This is a genomic window from uncultured Sulfitobacter sp., from assembly GCF_964021855.1.
GTDB lineage: Bacteria > Pseudomonadota > Alphaproteobacteria > Rhodobacterales > Rhodobacteraceae > Sulfitobacter.
The window spans coordinates 1-20056 of the sequence record NZ_CAXHZD010000008.1; the positions used below are offsets into that span (position 1 = coordinate 1).

General features: G+C 52.9%; 21 protein-coding genes, 1 pseudogene and 1 riboswitch. Of the genes and pseudogenes, 15 read left to right on the forward strand and 7 right to left on the reverse strand.

Annotated elements, in window-relative coordinates:
- The 5 genes and pseudogenes from AADJ11_RS18060 to AADJ11_RS18080 all read left to right on the forward strand — a co-directional run.
- Positions 1–221 (forward strand): annotated as a pseudogene (locus tag AADJ11_RS18060) (copper oxidase); the annotation flags it as partial.
- Between the two features lie 47 nt (positions 222–268).
- Positions 269–982 carry a copper-binding protein gene (locus AADJ11_RS18065; protein ID WP_341235835.1) on the forward strand — a complete coding sequence of 238 codons (714 nt, stop codon included), beginning with the start codon at positions 269–271 and terminating at the stop codon, positions 980–982.
- A 117-nt stretch (positions 983–1099) separates the two neighbouring features.
- Positions 1100–1633, forward strand: coding sequence for a plastocyanin/azurin family copper-binding protein (locus tag AADJ11_RS18070; protein ID WP_341235836.1), 534 nt, complete (start codon positions 1100–1102; stop codon positions 1631–1633).
- A gap of 9 nt (positions 1634–1642) precedes the next feature.
- Positions 1643–2881, forward strand: a complete 1239-nt coding sequence (locus tag AADJ11_RS18075) for an ABC transporter ATP-binding protein (protein WP_341235837.1) — start codon at positions 1643–1645, stop codon at positions 2879–2881.
- A 34-nt stretch (positions 2882–2915) separates the two neighbouring features.
- Positions 2916–3356 carry a cytochrome c gene (locus tag AADJ11_RS18080; protein ID WP_341235838.1) on the forward strand — a complete coding sequence of 147 codons (441 nt, stop codon included), beginning with the start codon at positions 2916–2918 and terminating at the stop codon, positions 3354–3356.
- Positions 3357–3430: 74 nt separating this feature from the next.
- Here the strand turns inward: AADJ11_RS18080 and AADJ11_RS18085 are convergent, their stop codons facing one another.
- On the reverse strand, positions 3431–3631 hold the full coding sequence (locus AADJ11_RS18085; protein ID WP_341235839.1) for a heavy metal-associated domain-containing protein: 201 nt from the start codon (positions 3629–3631) through the stop codon (positions 3431–3433).
- Positions 3632–3781: 150 nt separating this feature from the next.
- Here AADJ11_RS18085 and AADJ11_RS18090 point away from each other — a divergent pair, with 150 nt between their 5' ends.
- Genes AADJ11_RS18090 through AADJ11_RS18100 form a run of 3 tightly spaced genes read left to right on the forward strand, consistent with a single transcriptional unit; the run spans position 3782 to position 6091 of the window.
- A complete protein-coding gene (locus tag AADJ11_RS18090) occupies positions 3782–4231 on the forward strand; it encodes a c-type cytochrome (protein ID WP_188678676.1) in 450 nt (149 codons plus the stop codon).
- 43 nt (positions 4232–4274) lie between these two features.
- Positions 4275–5555 (forward strand): sialidase family protein, encoded by a 1281-nt coding sequence (locus tag AADJ11_RS18095; protein WP_341235840.1) that lies wholly within the window; start codon positions 4275–4277, stop codon positions 5553–5555.
- Positions 5552–6091 carry a TlpA disulfide reductase family protein gene (locus tag AADJ11_RS18100; RefSeq protein WP_203243483.1) on the forward strand — a complete coding sequence of 180 codons (540 nt, stop codon included), beginning with the start codon at positions 5552–5554 and terminating at the stop codon, positions 6089–6091. Before AADJ11_RS18095 ends, AADJ11_RS18100 begins: the two co-directional genes overlap by 4 nt.
- A gap of 248 nt (positions 6092–6339) precedes the next feature.
- Here the strand turns inward: AADJ11_RS18100 and petA are convergent, their stop codons facing one another.
- The gene (petA, locus tag AADJ11_RS18105; RefSeq protein WP_203243482.1) at positions 6340–6909 is read right to left on the reverse strand and encodes a ubiquinol-cytochrome c reductase iron-sulfur subunit; all 570 of its coding nucleotides are present in this window, start codon (positions 6907–6909) and stop codon (positions 6340–6342) included.
- Positions 6910–8159: 1250 nt separating this feature from the next.
- On the opposite strand from petA, the gene AADJ11_RS18110 reads away from it, so the two are divergent.
- The 7 genes from AADJ11_RS18110 to AADJ11_RS18140 all read left to right on the forward strand — a co-directional run bounded on the left by AADJ11_RS18110 (position 8160) and on the right by AADJ11_RS18140 (position 14665).
- Positions 8160–10496 carry a copper-translocating P-type ATPase gene (locus AADJ11_RS18110; RefSeq protein ID WP_341235841.1) on the forward strand — a complete coding sequence of 779 codons (2337 nt, stop codon included), beginning with the start codon at positions 8160–8162 and terminating at the stop codon, positions 10494–10496.
- A gap of 15 nt (positions 10497–10511) precedes the next feature.
- Positions 10512–11870 (forward strand): APC family permease, encoded by a 1359-nt coding sequence (locus AADJ11_RS18115; RefSeq protein ID WP_203243480.1) that lies wholly within the window; start codon positions 10512–10514, stop codon positions 11868–11870.
- 1 nt (position 11871) lies between these two features.
- Complete coding sequence (locus tag AADJ11_RS18120; protein WP_203243479.1) at positions 11872–12282, forward strand: hypothetical protein; 411 nt, start codon at positions 11872–11874, stop codon at positions 12280–12282.
- Between the two features lie 109 nt (positions 12283–12391).
- Positions 12392–13009, forward strand: coding sequence for a sigma-70 family RNA polymerase sigma factor (locus AADJ11_RS18125; protein ID WP_203243478.1), 618 nt, complete (start codon positions 12392–12394; stop codon positions 13007–13009).
- A gap of 149 nt (positions 13010–13158) precedes the next feature.
- On the forward strand, positions 13159–13434 hold the full coding sequence (locus AADJ11_RS18130) for a DUF5676 family membrane protein (protein WP_188678666.1): 276 nt from the start codon (positions 13159–13161) through the stop codon (positions 13432–13434).
- A 43-nt stretch (positions 13435–13477) separates the two neighbouring features.
- Positions 13478–13639 carry a hypothetical protein gene (locus AADJ11_RS18135; RefSeq protein WP_203243566.1) on the forward strand — a complete coding sequence of 54 codons (162 nt, stop codon included), beginning with the start codon at positions 13478–13480 and terminating at the stop codon, positions 13637–13639.
- A gap of 123 nt (positions 13640–13762) precedes the next feature.
- Positions 13763–14665 (forward strand): DMT family transporter, encoded by a 903-nt coding sequence (locus AADJ11_RS18140; protein ID WP_341235842.1) that lies wholly within the window; start codon positions 13763–13765, stop codon positions 14663–14665.
- 102 nt (positions 14666–14767) lie between these two features.
- Here the strand turns inward: AADJ11_RS18140 and AADJ11_RS18145 are convergent, their stop codons facing one another.
- From AADJ11_RS18145 to AADJ11_RS18165, 5 genes are all read right to left on the reverse strand, one after another.
- Positions 14768–16120: a DUF6880 family protein gene (locus AADJ11_RS18145; protein ID WP_341235843.1), complete on the reverse strand. Its 1353-nt coding sequence runs from the start codon at positions 16118–16120 to the stop codon at positions 14768–14770.
- Positions 16121–16320: 200 nt separating this feature from the next.
- Positions 16321–17373: an iron ABC transporter permease gene (locus tag AADJ11_RS18150; RefSeq protein WP_341235844.1), complete on the reverse strand. Its 1053-nt coding sequence runs from the start codon at positions 17371–17373 to the stop codon at positions 16321–16323.
- Between the two features lie 6 nt (positions 17374–17379).
- A complete protein-coding gene (locus AADJ11_RS18155; protein WP_341235845.1) occupies positions 17380–18315 on the reverse strand; it encodes an ABC transporter substrate-binding protein in 936 nt (311 codons plus the stop codon).
- Positions 18316–18329: 14 nt separating this feature from the next.
- The gene (locus AADJ11_RS18160) at positions 18330–19112 is read right to left on the reverse strand and encodes an ABC transporter ATP-binding protein (protein ID WP_341235846.1); all 783 of its coding nucleotides are present in this window, start codon (positions 19110–19112) and stop codon (positions 18330–18332) included.
- On the reverse strand, positions 19109–19516 hold the full coding sequence (locus AADJ11_RS18165) for a DUF1636 domain-containing protein (protein WP_341235847.1): 408 nt from the start codon (positions 19514–19516) through the stop codon (positions 19109–19111). The genes AADJ11_RS18160 and AADJ11_RS18165 overlap by 4 nt, the downstream gene beginning before the upstream one ends.
- Before the next feature lie 120 nt (positions 19517–19636).
- Positions 19637–19854, reverse strand: a riboswitch (cobalamin riboswitch).
- Between the last annotated feature and the right edge of the window lie 202 nt (positions 19855–20056).

A 20056-nucleotide genomic window follows, 5' to 3' on the forward strand; every position in this document is an offset into this window, starting at 1 on the left:
TGATGACAGGTTGGGGTCCTTATGGACCGATTGAAATGGGCGGCATGTTTTCGGTTGTGAAGGTGCGGGATGGCATCGACGCGGACGATTACGAAGATCCCGGGTGGTACGAAAATCCTCCGGGTGAGATGGCTTACGAATGGACAGGCGAACTTCCCGAATTTGCCTCCAACAAAAGCCCAAAAACACTACTGACACCTAAACCAACGCAGAAGGGCTAACTGGCCCTCTGTCTTAACTTTACCAAACTTAAAAACAGGACGAAAAAATGAAAAAACTACTTCTGAGTACCGCTATCACATTTGCATTCGCAACAGGCGCTTTTGCAGATGCCGGTCATGCCAAGAAAGAAACATCGGAAGCACCGGAAATGATGATCGGTATGCCGGGCGATTCAGCAAAGGTTGATCGTACAATCGATGTCATTCTGCTCGAAAACGATGACGGCGAAATGCTGATCCAGAGCGAAGAGATGAATATCAAGCAAGGTGAGACCATTCTGTTCAAGATCAAGAACGAAGGCGAGCTAGAGCATGAGTTTGTCCTTGATACTGTGGAGCGCAATGCCGAGCACAAGATCGAGATGGCAAAAATGGACATGGAGCATGACGATCCTAATCGCATTCGCCTTGATTCTGGCGCATCTGGTGAAGTGGTGTGGACTTTTGCCAATGCCGGTACGTTTGAAGCGGCTTGCCTGATCCCTGGCCACTACGAGTCCGGCATGCACCGCGAAGTTGCTGTCGGCGAGCAGATGGCGCAGGCTGACGTGGAATACACGTCTGGCAAAATCAAGAAAGTCGACGCCAAGGCTGGAAAAGTGACCATCATTCATGGCCCACTGGTCAACCTCGACATGCCTGCGATGACGATGGTGTTTCGTGCTGACGAAGCAATGATTACCAGTTTGTCTGAAGGTCAGAATATCGAGTTTGTCGCTGATCGAGTCAAAGGGAAACTGACCGTTACTCAACTAAAATAGCGCGGAATGGAGGGGCATTGATAGGTTCAGTGCCCCTTAACCTCCCGAATTTATCCAAGCGGCGGTCAACAGGGTGAGCGCAGCAAAATGTTAAAATTCCAGTGGATCACGCAAATTATGAAGCTGCTGACTTTGATATGCATTTCTTTTGTTTCTGTCGCTCTCCCTACGTGGGCTGGGAATGCTGAGGCCGCACCGAAGGGTCAGCCACACGAGCGGCCTTACGAAACGCCCGGACATGAACCTATGGGAAAACCAAACGACGGAGTTCCAGTCGATAGAATAATTAAGGTGAATATCAAAGAAACACAGAGCGGATATATGCTCTTCGAACCTGATGCGATCCAGATAGCGAGCGGCTCGGTCGTTCGGTTTATCATAATCAATTCTGGAGCGCTTGATCACGAGTTCATGCTGGGCTCCTTCAATGAAGTCGCAAAACACCAACAATGGATGCGGAAATTTCCAGACATGGAACATGATTATGCAAATTCTGTATCAATCAGGAGCGGTGAAGTAGAAGAGCTTGTTTGGCAGTTTTCCGATGCCACCAACATGGAGTTCGTCTGCCTGATCCCCGGCCATCGCGAGGCTGGGATGTGGGGTGTGATCATGGTTCACGATCACTTGGCCCCTACGCGAGAGAATTGAAGGTATAGAGTGACTCTCCTAGACAGATATCATGATCTGCTCCACGATTTCACTGCATTCGTTGGCTATCAGTATGACGAAACAGCCCCCGACTGGATCCACCCTTTCATCCATGTAATCTTTGTGGTGGTACCTGCGATGCTTGTCAGCGTTGTTTTGTATTTGATCATAACCGGTATCCTTCGTCGATTGAGCCAGAAAAACGTCTGTGTTCCACAGCCACAAACAGTTCGTGGACTGGATACAAGTCTTTTCAAGACGGTGTTGCAGTACACTCGAAAGCAACAGGTATTAATGATTTTGCTCAGTCTGGTTGCGATGCCGATCCTTTATGTCACATTGGAGCTGCCTAAACAGATTGTGAATAATGCCTTGAATGCAGAGCGTTTCCCGCTTGAGTTTTTCGGGTATGGCTTTGATCAAGTCACGCTGCTGATGGTCTTGTCCGGCCTTTATCTCATGGCGATCAGCCTGAATGGGCTGAACAAATATGTACTGAACGTTTTTAAGGGTTATGTGGCTGAACGATTTTTGCGTCGTTTCCGGCTGCTGATCTATCGGCAATGGCGCAATGATGTGGAAGCGCAAAAACAAAGTGAAATCATCCCGATCCTTGCACAAGAGGTCGAACCCGTTGGAGGGTTTGCCGCGGATGTGATCACATTGCCAATCTTGCAGGGTGGTACGTTGCTGACCATCCTCCTGTTTATGTTCATGCAAGATCCGGTCTTGGGTGCTGCAGCGCTAACCGTACTGCCCATACAATTGATCTTGCTCCCTAGACTTCAACGCCGCGTCAACATACTTTCGCGCAAGAGGATCAAAGAAGTCAGACTGCTGGGCAAGCAACTCAGCGATCAGCTAAGCGCCGAGCAATCCTGTCATTCGGGATTTGAGCAAGCCGGCAAGAATTTTCGGGAGTTAGAGGTCGTCAGGCGGCAAATCTTTCGTTTGAAATTTTTCATTAAAGCCCTGAACAACTTCCTGACAGCGATCACACCGTTTCTGTTTTATTCTCTTGGTGGCTACTTCGTGATTGAGGGTCGGATCAGCCTTGGAGCGCTTGTTGCTGTGTTGGCCGCACACAAAGACTTCTCGGCGCCTTTGAAAGAACTCTTTCGCTACTATCAAACCTTGGAAGACACCCGGATCCGGTATCACGAGATTACTTTGTTCTTCTCGAAAAACCCACGACCCATAAAAGTGGTAAAGGTTCGAGAACCGTCACTGACAATGGTACGCGCATGAAACATAATGACCCGTTTTCTAAGGAGGCACAAAAATGAGGCGGGGAGCAATATTCTTTGCACTGGTCGCGCTGGCTGCAGCGGTATGGTATTTGACGTTATCAGCAAGCCCCAACGTAGAAACCCAAAAACGCGGAACCGCGACTCTGGCGGACGGTGCGATTGTCACTGTTCAGGTGCCCGCTTCGTTCTCAAACCAAGAAGAGATTGGGCAGCGCGCCTATGATGCCGTTTGTGCTACCTGCCACGGTAAGAATGCGCAGGGCAGGGATGGTATTGCCCCGCCTTTGGTTCATAGGTTCTACGAACCTGGCCACCACGGTGATATGGCTTTTGTGCTGGCCGCGAAAAACGGTGTTCGCGCTCATCATTGGAAATTTGGCAACATGCCTGCCGTTGAAGGTGTGTCACAGGCAGACGTTCTGGACATCGTGGCCTATGTGCGCGCACTACAAAGAGAAAATGGGATCAATTGAAGTCATGCAACCGCATCTTCTTACTGAACGCAAGATATTCTCGGGCCAGCCGGTCTCAGCGGCAACGCCCGCGATCAGGACAGGACGTGTGCTTCATAGCCTGCAGACTTCATGGCTTCGATCAACATCTCAGTGTTGGAGACACTTCGTACTGAGACTTCTCGATTGGTCAAATCAACGTCGACGACAGCATCCGCATCCACTGATGCAACGGCTTTCTCGATCGACGATTTACAATGGCCACAACTCATCTGTGGCACGGAAAATTTTGTCATGTTTGCTCCTGTCATTTCAGTGGGTGTTTAACAGCTTCCCGCGCCGGAAGATCAACCAAAAGATTAGGTGGTCGTGCAATCAGATCGAAACTGAGTCCCGCCAAAATCCGGATGAAGATCCAAACCAAACAAACCAAAGGAGAGGCTAGAATGAAATCTGTTATGTTTACAACACTTGCGTTGGCATTTTTGGGGATGCCAGTATTTGCTGATGGCCATGCAACCGGTGATGCCAACGCAGGCGAAAAAGTCTTTAAGAGATGCAAGGCATGTCATTCAATTATCGATACAAGTGGCGACGTGATTCAAAAAGGTGGCGCCGTTGGGCCGAACCTCTATGGTCTGTATAATCGCATTGCGGGAACCGACCCAGTTTTTAGCGACAAGTACGGCAGTTCCATCGTTGAGGCCGGTGAAAGTGGTTTGGCGTGGAGCGAAACTGATTTCATGAGCTACGTTGCGGACCCAAAGAAATTTTTGGCAGTTTACCTGGACGACAAGCAGGCTAAATCCAAGATGGGATTCAAGCTGAAAAAAGTAGACGATGCCAGAGACATTTGGGCATATCTTGTCTCAGTTGGGCCAGAAGTAGTGGAATAGTTACGGTAAGAGTGCTGAAGCCAAGGGAAGTGATCGTGAACAAATGAAACTGAAATGCCAACAGCTCACCCAATTTCTGAGATCTGCGCTTGCATCGTTGTGCGTTCTGTGGCTCGGCGCTTCTGATAGCAATGCTGAAAATAGAGTTTTTTCTTCTATCAAGGAACTATCTCCGCCTGTGACCAAAGGGGCACGTGAGCCATCTCTCTCCACCATGAACGATGGTCGCGTGCTGATGAGTTGGACTGAACCTCAAGGAGACAGTTTTGTAGTAAAAGTCGCAATTTCTGATGGTACCGAATGGTCTAGGCCACAAACCGTGGTTGAGCGGAATGATCTGTTCGTGAATTGGGCGGATTTTCCATCTGCCATTGCTTTGGAAGATGGCTCGCTTGTTGTGCATTGGCTACGCGCCAATGGTGATGATGACTATTTCTACGATATCAATATCGCCTTTTCACAGGACGAAGGTGTGACTTGGTCAACACCAATCATTCCTCACGACGACCGTTCACAACGCCAGCACGGTTTCGCGACACTGCTGCCAAACGAAGGCGGTGGTTTTTCGGTGATCTGGTTGGATGGGCAGAGCTATGACACCTACGCGTCACAAGATGTTGCAGATAACGCCATGCAATTGCGCATGCGTAAATTTTCGGCCGATAGCTCCATGGGAGAGGATCTATTGCTCGACGCGCGTACCTGTACATGTTGTCAGACTTCCGCTGCGGTAACCGGCGATAACGAACTTCTTGTCGTCTACAGGGACCGGTCGCTCGAAGAGATACGGGACATATCAATCGTGCGCGAAACATCGCAGGGATGGTCCACCCCGCAGCCAGTCAGCGTAGACGGGTGGAACATCGAAGGCTGCCCCGTGAACGGCCCCGCGATTGATACGGTTGATGGCAACGCTGCTGTGGCGTGGTTCACCGCGGCAAATGATTTTCCCAAGGTCAAAGTCGCGTTTTCAAGCGATGATGGCATAACCTTTGCGAAAGCGCTGGAAATCGACACCAGTGCACCGTCCGGTAGGGTCGACGTCATACAATTGAAAGATGGCTCTGTGCTGGTGACTTGGGTCAAACAAACAGTGCAGGGTGAAGCAATTCTGATCTGTTCCGTTAAACCGCAAGAAGGTTGCGTACGCCCCGAAATCGTGGCGATCAGCCCAAGCGGGAGAACAGTCGGTTTCCCCAGAATGACACTTGGCAAGGGGGGCGTGTTCATCGCCTGGACAGAACCCACAAACCCATCCGCGACCCAACCCAGAGGCGGGACGACAATACGCACGGTGTTGGCACGAATGGAGGAGTTGAAATGAAACAGTTCATAAAGCGGTTTCTTCCCTTCGTGATGTTGCTTGCAATCTTGCCGGATACGACATTCGCAGAGGGAAAAAGGTTCGTTTTCGGCATTCATCCGACACCTAAAGAAATCCCAGAAATCGCGTTTGAAGATTTGGAAGGGCAGCAGTTTACGCTTGAGGATTTCGAAGGAAAATACCTTCTCCTGAACGTCTGGGCAACGTGGTGTCCGCCATGTCGCAAGGAACTCCCCGACTTGCAGGGTTTGCAGCAAGAACTCGGGGGACAACAATTCCAGGTCGTTGCCCTTTCTACCGATGCCGGAAAACGCGCCAGCGTGCTCCGCCTCTATCAAGAACTTGGTCTCGATGAGGACAGCATATTCATAGACCAAACCGGATCAGCCATGCGCAGGCTTGGAATTTTTGCGATGCCGACAACCCTTCTGATTGACCCTCAGGGACGCGAAATAGGTCGCAAGCCCGGGCCAGCTGAATGGGACAGCGATTCAGCGATTTCGTTTTTTGAAGAGCAGATGGTTGAGTTTGAGTGACAAAGCCGTATCTTTAATCTTGATAGCCTTTTAACAAGATGTGCGCTGTCATTTATCAATAAATGCTGAAGGATGGTCCTAAATACCGGTCAAGAACGGTAAGTTTCGGATGGGATTTTTTCCACTTATTTGTCGGCAAATAATCTGATGGAACATTCTCACGGTACATACGCTCGCGCTTATGTGGTCCTCGATATGCTCTAAGCCACTACCGATACCAACAACCAAACTGCGATTTTGGTGTCGTTTCAGCCAATCCGTAGCCACGAATTGGTCACGAATTCGTAAGGTGGCAGATCAAGGTTGCGCGGGGCAGGACCTTTGCGTATCCGCCCCGCAGTGTCGTAATGTGATCCATGGCAAGGGCAAAACCAACCCTTCCAGTCACCAAGCGGTTCACTGCTGTTCTGACCCAGAGGCACACACCCAAGATGCGTACAAACGCCTATGACCACCAGCCATTCAGGGCGTTGTGCCCTTTCGGAGTCCAGTGCCGGGTCAATCAGGTCAGCACCGTCATCGGCCCGCGCCAACGCAATTTGTTCTTGCGTGCGGTGATCTACAAAAAGCGGTTTGCCACGCCAGGTTAGTGTAATGCGTGTGCCTACTTCGATGCCCTCCAGATCTAAATCGATCGTGGACAACGCGGTGACATCGGCACTTGGGTTCATTGAGTTGAAGAGTGGCCAAACCGCAGCACCGGTGGCTACGGCACCCGCTCCTGCCGTAGCAAAATACAAAAAATCGCGGCGAACTGGAATCGTAGTCGTCCCGTTGCGGTGGTTGCACCTTTCGGCTGATTTTTCCGCATCAGTCATGATTTTCTCCACAAATTTTTGCACTCCGTGCTTCGTTTCCAAAGCTGAACACGTTGCTTCTGATAAGAAGACGCATGTCGGGCGAAAACATTACAAGGATTGCGCTTTGACCCAATCTTTTAGACCGAATGAATGCGCTAAGCGCTACGAGTTCCACCCAAAGGCCTCCAACTTCTGGCGAACCTGTAATGGATTGGCACTGTTAACGTCTACGTTTCGACAAAGATCCCGCGCTGGAGCATGCGATGAACATACATCAAGAAACACAGTTAGACGATGAAATGAAAGTCGTGATTTGCGACTGCCTGGATTTGTTATTGCCGATACTTCCATTGGATCAGGCGTTAATCGTCCGAGCGATTGATCTTGAAGGAATATCACTTCTGATCGTCGCAATTAGGCTAGAGATAAGTTTGACGGAAGTGGTTAAGCGACTAAAGTTTGGACGACAGACCCTGAACGCACACATCGGCGAATTGTTCGTCGGCCCATCGCAGGATGGACCGACAAGCTGCGGTTATCACAGGCCGCACTAATGTTCTCAAACTAATTTTGTAATGCCTTACGGGATGGAACGTCTACTTTATACAACACCGTTTTGGCCAAAGGATATGAGACATGAGAACAGATATAACACCACACGAAAAAACCGTTCAGCCGGCACAAGGCGGCTGTTGCTGTGCGTCGTCTAAGACGATCAGCGCAACCGTGGATAACCAGCGTGCGAAGACCGCCGATTTGTCAGGCGCACCCACATCTAACCCAACTAAAGATCAATCCCACAGCTGCTGCGGTAAATAATTGCGGACCAACAAGCCCAGTTCTCTGAGTGAAGGAACACGACAATGACTTTGATTTTTCTGACCATAGCAGCGGGTTATCTGCTTTTACTTTCCAAACGGAAGAAAACGCAGACACAGCGTGCGCTTATGCTGGTTCGGATTAAATCCTGACGGTCCAGGATGCGGCCTTGGGTGATATTGTATGGAAAACCGAGGGTCTGGCTATATTTGCATCGCTCGCCCTCGAACTCTACCATTTACCCAGTATTCTCGAGCTCGGCGAATTTGCCGTATCATCGTGGGCCGCTCCTGCAGAATGAACGTTGACCAAGCGACAACCGAGCCCTTGCAAATCGTCGTGGTCGAGGGTGTGGGACATTAAATGGTTGGGTTTCCTTGATTGGATCACAACAGAAATCGGCAAGCCGTCTTGTCGCAAAGACAGCATATTTAAGGAACGTCTGCATCATGCAACACTCACATTCACCCGCTGATACGTCCTTGTACGTTTGTCCCATGCATCCGGAAGTTCAACAAGACGGGCCGGGGGATTGTCCCAAGTGCGGTATGCATCTGGTGCCAAAGGCAGAGGCAGACGCCGCTGCACATACAGGGTATGGAGTCCACGGTCATCATGGGGCCGAAAAGGTGCCCGCTGGTGATTTGGATGGTGTTCCTGCCGGATTTGACGGCGCTGTTTACACGTGCCCGATGCACCCAGACGTGCGCCAGCCGCATGCAGGGTCCTGTCCGATTTGCGGAATGGGACTGGAGTTGGAATCGGCAACAATGGACGACAGACCCAACCACGAGCTTGTCGATTTCACGCGCCGGTTCTGGTTTGGGGCAATTTTGACAATCCCTCTGCTGATCCTGACAATGGGCCCGTATCTGGGTCTGCCTGTCCGCGACATATTTGGAGAACGCGCCACGCTTTGGATCGAACTGGTCCTTGGCGCGCCTGTCGTACTCTACAGCGGTTGGCCGTTTCTTGTACGGGGCTGGAACTCCTTCAAAACCATGAACCTCAACATGTTCTCGTTGATTGCTATGGGCGTCATGGCCGCGTGGATATTCAGTATCGTTGCTGTTCTTGTGCCGTCCATTTTTCCAAGCGGCTTTCGTGATGTCGACGGTAATGTCGGCGTCTACTTCGAGGCCGCCGCCGTGATTGTCACATTGGTCTTGTTGGGGCAGGTAATGGAATTGCGCGCACGCGAAGGCACAGGCAAGGCGATCCGCGCACTGCTTGATATGGCGGCCAAAACCGCAAGTGTCATTCGCGAAGATGGCACTGAAGAAGAAATCCCACTTGAGGATGTTCTTGTTGGGGACCACGTCCGTGTGCGCCCCGGCGACAAGGTTCCGGTGGACGGCACAGTGACCGAAGGGCGATCGTCCATCGACGAGAGCATGATCACAGGCGAACCTGTTCCTGTCGAAAAGGTCGAAGGCGACACCGTCACGGGTGCTACGATCAACGGCACGGGCAGTCTTGTGATTGCGGCCACCCGGGTCGGGTCCGATACGATGTTGTCCCAAATCGTCGAAATGGTATCAAACGCGCAACGTAGCCGCGCACCAATCCAGAAATATGCGGATCAAGTTGCAGGGTACTTTGTGCCGATTGTGATCTTGGTGGCGGTTCTTGCCTTTGCTGCGTGGGCGCTTTGGGGTCCGGCACCTGCACTGTCCTATGCGCTAATCTCTGCGGTTGCGGTGCTGATCATCGCGTGCCCCTGTGCGCTTGGTCTGGCGACACCCATGTCAATCATGACAGCCACTGGTCGCGGGGCGCAAGCGGGTGTTCTGATAAAAAACGCCGAGGCGCTGGAACGGTTTGAAAAGGTCGATACCTTGATTGTCGACAAGACCGGCACGCTGACTGAAGGCAAGCCAACTTTAGTTGCCGTCTTGCCCGAGGCTGGCCACGATGAAGCGGAGGTATTACGCCTTGCCGCATCACTTGAGCGCGGGTCAGAACACCCGCTTGCCGAGGCAATCGTGCGCGGTGCGCAGGAACGTGGCGTTGACATGGTCACGGCAACCGACTTTGAAGCCATCACTGGTAAGGGTGTGAAAGGTGTTGTTGATGGCAAGCGCGTAGCACTTGGTAACCGCGCGTTGATCACCGATATGGGCCTTGAAGGCGGGGATTTGATCGACAAGGCCAACCTGCGCCGTGACGAAGGCGAAACAGTTATGTTTGTCGTTCTTGATGGCAAAATTGCAGGACTGGTCAGCGTTGCGGACCCTGTAAAGGAAACCACACCTGCGGCCCTAAAAGCGCTGCACGAACTGGGCTTCCGGATCATCATGGCAACGGGCGACAACGAACGCACCGCCAAGGCAATCGGTGTCCGTCTGGGGATTGACGAAATCCGTGCCGACGTTCTGCCGCAAGACAAGGCGCGTATCGTGCGCGAATTGCAGGAAGCTGGCGCAAAAGTTGCGATGGCGGGTGATGGCGTGAACGATGCACCTGCCTTGGCACAGGCTGACGTCGGTATTGCGATGGGCACAGGTGCGGATGTCGCGATTGAAAGCGCAGGGATTACCCTGTTGAAAGGGAATCTTGACGGGATCGTTCGTGCGCGCAAGCTGGCAAGTGCGACGATGCGCAACATTCGCCAGAACCTGTTCTTTGCACTGATCTACAACACTGCAGGTGTTCCGGTCGCTGCGGGCATTCTGTTCCCCTTCTTCGGAATATTGATCAGCCCAATGTTCGCGGCATTCGCCATGAGCGCGTCTTCGATTTCCGTTGTGCTCAACGCACTACGGCTGCGCAGTGCAAAAATCTAAACCCAAGGATATCCAATGCAACATGACCACAGCGGCGCTGATACGAACGATACAGACCTGAACAAAGGCTCGATCAGTCTCAGTGGCGCTGTGGGCATGGGGACGGGGGTCATGATCGGGGCAGGGATCTTTGCTTTGACTGGTCAGATCGCCCAGCTGGCAGGACCATATTTTGCGCTGTCATTTGTATTGGGCGCGATCATCACATCGTTAAGTGCCTACAGTTACATCAAGATGTCCAATGCGTGGCCGTCGTCAGGTGGCGTCGCGATGATTTTGCAAAAGGCATACGGGCCGGGTGCGATTGCTGCGGCGGCCGCCTTGTTGATGGCGCTTTCAATGGTGATTTCAGAAAGCCTTGTGGCACGGACATTTGCGACCTATGTGCTGCGCCCGTTTGACATATCCAGCGGCCCGTTGGTTCCTCTCTTGGCCGTCGGCGTGATCTTGTTTGCTTTTCTTGTGAATGTCTCGGGCAACAGATCAGTGGGCCTGCTGTCGATTATCATGGCCGTCGTGAAAATTGGCGGCATTGCGGTGTTTGGCATTGTCGCATTGTGGGTTGGCGGGTTGAGTTTCCCGAATGCCAGCAGCAGTGGGGCCGGATTTGACGCGACCGGATTTGTGGCCTCTGTTGCGCTGTCGATCCTTGCGTTCAAAGGCTTCACAACAATCACGAACAGCGGCGGGGAAATCACGGACCCTCACCGCAATGTAGGGCGCACGATCATGATCTCGATCGCGATCTGTGTTGTGATCTATTTGTTGGTTGCACTGGCGGTCGGATCCAACCTGACCATTGATCAGATCGTTGCCGCCAAAGACTATTCACTGGCCGAAGCCGCCGCACCTGCGTTTGGCCAAGCGGGGTTCTATTTCACGGTTGTTTTGGCCGCCGTAGCGACTGCATCAGGTGTTTTGGCAAGCGTTTTTGCCGTCTCGCGGATGTTGGCGATGCTAACGGACATGAAAATGATCCCGCACCGGCATTTCGGAATGTCTGGTCCAGTTCGCAGCCACACCTTGGTTTATACCGTCGTGATGGCATCAATTTTGGCGGTCTTTTTCGATCTCAGCCGGATCGCGTCACTTGGGGCGTTCTTTTACCTGGTCATGGATATGTTGGTGCACTGGGGCGTGTTCCGGCACTTGCGGCATGAAATTGGCGCGAACGGCATCATTCTGATGTGCGCACTGGCGTTTGACGCGGTTGTTCTTGCAGCATTCACCGTGATGAAACTGGGGTCGGACCCGATTATTGTTTTCATTGCAGCCATCGCTATTGGGGCCGTTTTTGTGTTCCAGCGGATATATTTGAAACAATGGTATGTGGCCCCATCCGACGACAAAGATCATGCCATGGAGGGCATGTGACATGCTGACGTTTATTGGAAACCATCCGATGCGGAGTGGTCTGATCGTCGCACTTGCGGTCAGCGTCCCACACCTGCTTTTGCCGATGGATTGGTCGGTTGCGGCAGCGGCCCTAACCCTAGCGTTCATTGCGGGCATATATGTTGGATTTACTGTGATACATGGCCAGGAACAGGCTTTCGTGTCAGAAGTCTCCGTTGCCATTACCTTTGGGGTGCTTGCTTTGGGTGGATTGGTCATAGCGCCTTGGATCATTCCGTTTGGTTTGGCGGGACACGCGGTTTGGGACATGCTTCACTATAGGAAATCCCATTTCCTGACGGATGTCCCGAAGTGGTATGTCCCGTTCTGCATCATAATTGATGTCATACTGGCGGCGGTGCTCGCGATCAGTTGGGGCCTGTGGCGCTAACGCGGTATTTGCATTTCTGCTGATTTTGGACTACAACTTGGTGGGTCTTGTGCCGCCACTTTTGACAAGCGCACGGGCCACATTTCTATTTTAAGAGAGGTCCGGTCAATTGAGCAATGGCGATCATTTTTCCGGCGACGTCCTACCGACGACTGACCCCTCTGTTGAGGCGCTTTCTGTTAACCGGAAGATGTTTCTTGGTTTTCTGGTCAAGCGATTGGGAAACGTAACCGAGGCCGAGGATGTTTTGCAGGAGTTCTGTATCAGGGTCATGCAACGCAAAGACCAGCTGCGTGAAACCGACAAACTGACAGCTTGGCTCTATGCGGTCCTGCGCTCTACTTTAAATGATCACTACCGCAAGATCGGGCGTGGTCGCAGGCTTAGCGCCGCTTTCGAGAATGAACAGAAAACGGCGGACGTAAGCGAAGACGGAGCCGAAGAATTCGACCACGTTTGCCAATGTGTAACGGGGCTCATGCCATTCATGCGCCCGGATCAAAGTGATCTGATACGTCGCGTGGATATTGAAGACGACGACCGGCGATCCGTTGCCGCTGACCTTGGTGTATCTGTCGGGGCCTTAGGTGTGCGGCTCCACCGTGCGCGCGCGGCATTACGCGACAGTTTGCTGGACCACTGCGGCGGCTGTTGCAAAGACGGCTTTAGTGATTGTTCTTGCCCGCCGGGAGGCTGCCAAAACAAAGCTACGCAATCCAGTTGCTAGGTCGAAAAACCAACTTACCTTGTATTTGAAAGCATCACGCAGATTTCCGCGGTCAATTGTGTAATGTTCTTGCGGCACATACGTCTACCTTACTGAAAGCGCTTATCCTGTCCATCGGACACTAAGCGCTGCACAGAAGGAGAGATGTTATGACCATTGCCACCACCCCCCAAATACCCGTCAAGGCGCTCGGATGGAGTCTTGGTGCATTTTTTGCAATCACCTTTGCAATCTGCGTGGCATTCGGACTTATCTTTACCGGAGCCACAATGTTTAAGGCATGGCTGCCGCTATTTCCGTGGGTCACTTGGATTAGTTGGTCAAGCTTTGGCCTAGGACTCATCGAAGCCTTTGCCTATGGCTGGTTCGTTGCCCTCATCTTTGGCCCGTTGTTCAACTACTTTTCCGCACGGCAAAGGCGCTGAGATCAGCCCACCATTTCGAAAACTTCAAACAGAAAGAAAACTCATGCAATGGCTCGCAGAAAACTGGTTTCTCGTTCTCTTCGGCGGTGGCATGATTGCCATGCACTTGTTCGGTCACGGACATGGTGGGCACGGCAAAAAGAAACCTGATGAAGTGTCCAAAACTAACGCGGCCCCCGAAACGGATCGACAGGATGAACATTGATGTATCCTAAGATTTGACACTGGACGACAATATTAACGGTACAAATCAAACCCAAAACAGCGACGCTGAGGATCTCCCTTGGGTCTACCCAAAAGAAATCCCGCTATCACTTAGGAAGTTTGTATGCGCGCCATCATTTTAGCGAAGATTCTGTTGGCAATGATACTTTGGGCTGCATGCTTCCCACTGCTGACGATCGGCATAAAATTCGCGCCGCACCTTGCGTTTGCGACGCTACGTGCGCTCATTGCCGGACTTATTCTAGTTGGTCTTGCTATGGCCCTTGGACGGCCAAGCCCGAAAGGTGTTCGCACATGGTTGACGCTTGCTTTAATTGGCCTTGGGGCAACCAGCCTGGGGTTTCTCGGCATGTTTCACGCAGCTGAATTGGTCTCACCCGGGATCGCGACCGTCATTGCCAATAGTCAACCGTTGCTCGCTGCGGGCCTTGCAGGTGTCGTCCTTGGCGAACGGTTAACACTTCGGGGCAAAGTTGGCCTTTCGTTAGGTTTTTCCGGTATTGTCATGATTGCAGCGCCAGGCCTTTTTGCTGGGACGCAATCCAACTATATCATCGGTGTCAGTTACATCGTGCTTGCAGCACTTGGCATCACTGTCAGCAATATTGTTTTGAAACGGATCGCCGCCACGGTAGACCCATTGATGACAATCGGATGGCAGTTTCTAATTGGGGCGGTTCCGCTTGCGATCCTCTCGGCATCCACTGAAACGCCGCTGGCGATTGACTGGTCTATTTCCTTCATCGTGGTCCTGATCACCCTGTCTGTACTTGGGTCCGCTTTGGTCTACGTGTTGTGGATGTCCGTGTTGTCCGAAGTCGCATTAAGTCAGGCCAATGCCTTTAGTTTCCTTGTTCCCTTCTTCGGACTAACCATGGGCGTTCTGTTTTATAATGAAACGCTAAGTGCCGCAGTAATTTTCGGTATCGGTCTAGCGGTGGCTGGCGTGGCACTCGTAAGTAGAAACGGCGTTGTCGACACGGCGGATTTAGTTGCGGCTGAATGAAAAACCATTCAAAAAAGATGTCCAAAACTGTCAATATTTAACATAAGTATCATTATGCGCTTAAGAACAAAATAAGAACACGACCTAGTGGCACTCTGGCTATCACATCCCCGGCCCCCAAAACGATGTCTTCTTCCCATGAACAGACCTTAAGCCTGCAACGTAAGCCTCATGTGTTTCAAACGGTACAAAGTCTTCAATCCTTGCGGCAAGGTTCTTGCACTCGCGCAAGTGGCGCGCGGCGTGGGGGTAGCGTTTGACCCGGCCATTCTTAAGCGCAAAGTCGATCAGGCCGCGCTTGAGAAGCATCGCGGCGAGCGGATACTTCTCTTCAAGCACCTCGGAGGCTGGTCCGAGAAGCTCGTAATGGTTCCCGTCGATTTCGGCGGCGCGATTGGTGATCAGGACTGCCGCCTGTGCAAACGCGGGCCATGTCATCAAGAAATGCAGCGCCGTTGTGAAGCTTTGAAAGCCCTGTGCGTGCTCAAGGGCTTGCTCCTCCGCCGCGACGTCTTCAAAATCTGGCAGTCCAGCGAGCCATGCGCGCAGGTGGTCCGCGTTCAAGCTACGTGCAAAACAGGTCCACATGAACGCCCGCGCCGCATCCTTTCGCCCCATCGCCTCCATCACATTGATCCGGGTCGCTTCCCATTCGTAAGGAATCCATCCGCGATCATCATCGTCGGGCGCGTTAATCGCCGCCCAGGCCTCTTCAAGCCGCCCCGACGCCATAAGACGTTGGGCGATTTCTGCAGCACCTCTGAATGATTTACTCGCTAGATCACTTTGCTGGGCGATATAGGCGTCGGTATCGCCCTCAGCATCCGCAATCTCTTCAAGCGCCATGCGCAGCGCGTAATTCTCGGACATATCTTCGTCCAACGCGGCAATGCCAGCCCGGAGGTGCTGCAGACCCTCCGTCCCCAGCATGGGTGCCAAACCTGAGATTAACGCGGGATAGTGCCCATAGTCATCATCAGGCAAAGCCGTGAGCAAAAGGTCGGCTAGAACAATCGAATCCGGATCGACCGCTTCAGAAAGATCAATCAGATCCTCGCAGGCCGTGTGAAACACCGATTGTACCCGGCCTGTGCTGTCATCGCACCGCTCATAAACCCCATTAGCAAGGGCGACGAACCGCCAGATCAGTTCAAATGCGGCTTGAGGGTCTGTTGGCCCAACTTGACCAACGATGGCTTGCCGTTGCATATCCAGATCGGCCGCAAAGGCGTTCCGCCCCTGCCAGTCGACAAACGACCGCGACCGCGCAATCGCCGAAAGCCGCTTACGAATTTCCCGTGCAACATCCCCCGTCCCTGCTTCGCCCGCCAGTTCGAGCCTGAGCCGTCGCTTAGCGCCCGCATTGCCTTTGGTGATCTCAAGCAGAAGATCAGCCAGACGCTCAGCGCCAAGTGCTGCAAGGTTATCCGCGTTCAGTGTTGTCTTTGGTGCCATATGGAAATTCTAGAGCACAAAGGGTAAAATTCTAGCCCCCTGTCCTCGGATCTTTCCGTGTCCAGCCACAAAGGCAAACTGTGGTGAGCCGACCTTCGCTGCGGGGCGCACGAACTGGTAAGATGCGGACAAAGCCAACCTTGGCTGTTTGAGGCCGAAGGCCTGTAATCGTCATTGCCGTTCAAAGCAACACGTCGCTCTCATCGTATTCGCCGTCGCAGCAACCAAACGAAAAATACCCCGCCGACCAGACCCGTGACAATCCCGATGGGCATGTCGTCTGGGGCCATGATGGTCCGTGCGATGATATCTGCCCAAACGAGGAATACGGCCCCGCACAATGCAGAGATAGGTATAAGGCGGCGGTAGTCGCCTCCGACTAAGAGGCGCACGATGTGCGGAATCATGAGGCCGACGAACCCGATGATGCCAGAGAACGCGACCATGACGCCGGTGATCAACGCCCCGATGACAAAGACCGACAGCCTGAAACGGGCGACGGGAATACCGAGCGTGGTGGCGGTTTCGTCCCCGACTGTCATGGCGTTCAGGGTTTCTGATTTAAGCCACAGATAGGTTCCGCAACCTACTAGGACCACTGCTGGGTAAATTAGTTGATCCCATTGCGCCAAACCAAGGCCGCCCAACATCCAGAAAACCACGGTGTGTGTGGCTCGTGGGTCACCCAGAAAGATCAAAACGTTCGCCGCCGACATCACGATGAACGACACAGCCACGCCCGCCAACACCAGCCTATCCGCACTGGTTGCGGCTGCAAATTGCGAAACGGCCAGAACGATGAGTGTCGCTCCAAGCGAACCGATAAACGCCAACAATGGAACGGTCAAAAGCCCTATGAACAACCCTGTGTGCAACAGCGCCAATATTGCCCCGAATGCGCCACCTGCTGAAATCCCCAAAAGATGCGGGTCCGCCAGTGGATTGCGCGTCACCGCCTGAAGGCTGGCCCCGACGATTGCCAACCCCGCCCCGACAAAACAGGCGAGGATGGCGCGCGGGAACCGGATATCCCAAACGATAGCCTCGCGGCCCTTAGACCAATCAACGGCAATCGTGTCTGGGGCAATCTTGTTGATCAAAATGCCGCAGACGGTTTCCAAAGGGACCGCGATGGCCCCGACGCTTACAGCAATCGACAACGATCCCAAAAGTGCCAGCACGCCAAAGATGCCGGTGATCCAAAGATCGCGGGATGGTCTGGGAGAGTGTATCGATTGCTGTTTTTGGGTCATGTCAGATCACTCAGCCCGAAATGCAGCGGCAAGTGTTTTGACGGCTTCGATGTTGCGCGGCCCAGGCGTTGCTTCGACATATTCAAGCACCACGAACCGATCATTGCGCACCGCGTCGATATCCGCGAACGCAGGATTGGACATCATGAATTCGCGCTTTTGATCTGCTGTGACCTCGCCATAGTTCACGATCACGATGAACTCAGGGTTACGCTCGACCACTGCCTCCCAGCCGACAGTTGCCCAGCTTTTTTCAAAGTCGTTCATGATGTTGGTACCGCCTGCGGCCTCGATCAGGGCATTTGGCATAGCGTATGCCCCTGCCGTGAACGGCGCGTCTTCACCGCTGTCATAGACAAACACCCGTGGAGCAGTTTCCAGCGCGGGTAGGTCGGCGAGGAATGTTTGCAGTGCCATCTGGTAGCTTTCGATCAACGCCTCAGCGCGGTCGGATACATCAAAGATCGCACCCAGATTGTGCAGATCATTATACATGTCGTCCATAGATGCCGCGTCTTTTTCGCCGACGTGGACGCAGCTTTCGGTCAGCTCATAAACTTGGATGCCGAAGGGGGCCAAGGTCTCTGGTGTCACTTCGCCGCCAACCCTCATGCCATAATTCCAGCCCGCAAAGAAGAAGTCCGCATCAGCCCCGATCAACACTTCTTTGGACGGGTATTTCGCCGATAGCTCGGGCAATTCTTCGACACCGGCGGTCATGTCTTCGTCCAACGTCTTCCAACCGGATATTCCAGTGTAGCCAACCATGTTATCTGCAAGGCCAAGGACCAGCATCATTTCGGTCAGGTTCACATCGTTGGAAATGGCGGCCTGTGGTGGGGCATCGAACGTCACGACGCGGTTACAGCTTTGCACGGTGGTTTGGGCGATAGAAGACCCTGCCATCAAAAGGGCTGCCAGTGTTGTTAGTGTAAGTTTCATATTAAGGTTCCTTTTCAATCTGGAAGGTTAAATGTGAAATGAGGGGCCCCGCTGGGGGCAAGGGTTTCACGCCGCGCATCAACGCGAAACGTGTTCGAAACGAGGGTGTCGGTCAGTAACGTTTGCGGCGTACCAAAGCCTTGTGGATGCCCGTCTTTGAGGACAAGCACATCATCACAAACGCTCACAGCCATGTTCAGGTCATGCAGCGACACCACGATGGTCATGCCCAAACTGCGAATCAGCGACACGACTTCAAGCTGGTGGCGCACATCAAGATGGTTCGTCGGTTCATCAAGGATCAAGACCTGAGGTTCCTGGGCCAAAGCCCGCGCCACCATTACGCGCTGGCGTTCACCGCCGGACAATGTGCCAAAGTCACGGTGCGCCAAGGGGTGCAAACCAAGGGTGTCCAAGACGTAATCAACAACTTTCTCGTCGCTCGCCCCCGATGCGGCAAAGCCTGACCGATGCGGTGTTCTGCCCAGTTGCACGATCTCTTGAACGGTCAGTCCGAATGCCGAAGCCTGTTCCTGCAAGACTGCTGCGGTCCGCCTGGCGGCGTCACGAGCCGACATGGACCAGATGTCTTGTCCGCCCACGCGAACCTGCCCTGTCTTGGGGTGTTGAAACCGATAGAGAAGCCGCAGCAAAGTAGATTTTCCCGCACCATTCGGCCCCACCACACCCAAAACCCTTCCCGCAGCAACGCTGAAGGTTGTGGGGTGCAGCACTGGTTGGCCCGAATTGGTCGGTGCCCAACTCACACCGTTCACCTCAAGATCAGCGGCGTTCATGATGCGCGCACGTCACTGGCTTCCATTGCGATCATCGCAGAGGGCACCCTTGCAAGTGTGGATTTACGTAGCTTGCCTGGACGATCTACCGAAGAACACCAACCGTCGTATAAGTGGGCATACTGCCGTGCGAAGGTGACAAGATCGTTGATGTCCACTTTTGGGTCGACATCGCCGAACAAATAGGTCGCTTTGCGGCTGCCATGATAGGCGACCGTGCAGAGCCGATCGCAGCCCGCCATGCAGGCCACACCCGATATTTCGAAATCTTCGGAGATCGTATCCCCAGCCGCTGCAATTGCGGCTCCTAGCTTTTCGATCAACTCGAATCCTGGGCGGCAGTCCGTGCCTTTATGCCTGCAGGGTGTGCAGACGGTTATCTTGTGGTTTTGGTGCGTGATCATATCGCCCTCCGCGAATATGCGGGGCGCAGGGCAGACATGTTTTAAAGCACGGGAATTTCCGTGTCGCCATCATGATCTCCTAACCAGACACCCCGTCTGGGTTGAGTTACATTTACGGCACCTATTGGTGTCGTTGATGGCAGGTCTCCTGACTTACGGATCAGCGTTCGCCCGAACCTTCCCAAGCCTAAGGCTCAGTGGTGTTCATCGGGGTCACTCACCGCTCACAGTTGCGGGGGCAGTTACGGTTTCGGCGCTTAGCAGCTCTTCCTTACCGTATTCCCTTTTCATCCCAGACGCATGTTCAGCGGCTGGAAACCATCTGAATTACTACTGGTAGAAAGTGGGTAGTAGGTCAAGACACTATGTCTACAGTCAGTTCTGTTTTGTTTGCTCGGCGCTTGGCCTAATTGTTTTTTGGACCTGACCTCAAAAGCCGCCATTCATCCAACGTTCAGCATCGGTCAAAGAGGGCTCTCACCCGGCATTAGCTGCAACATGAATGAACGGCCACCTTGAAAGACTACGCCAAATGTGACA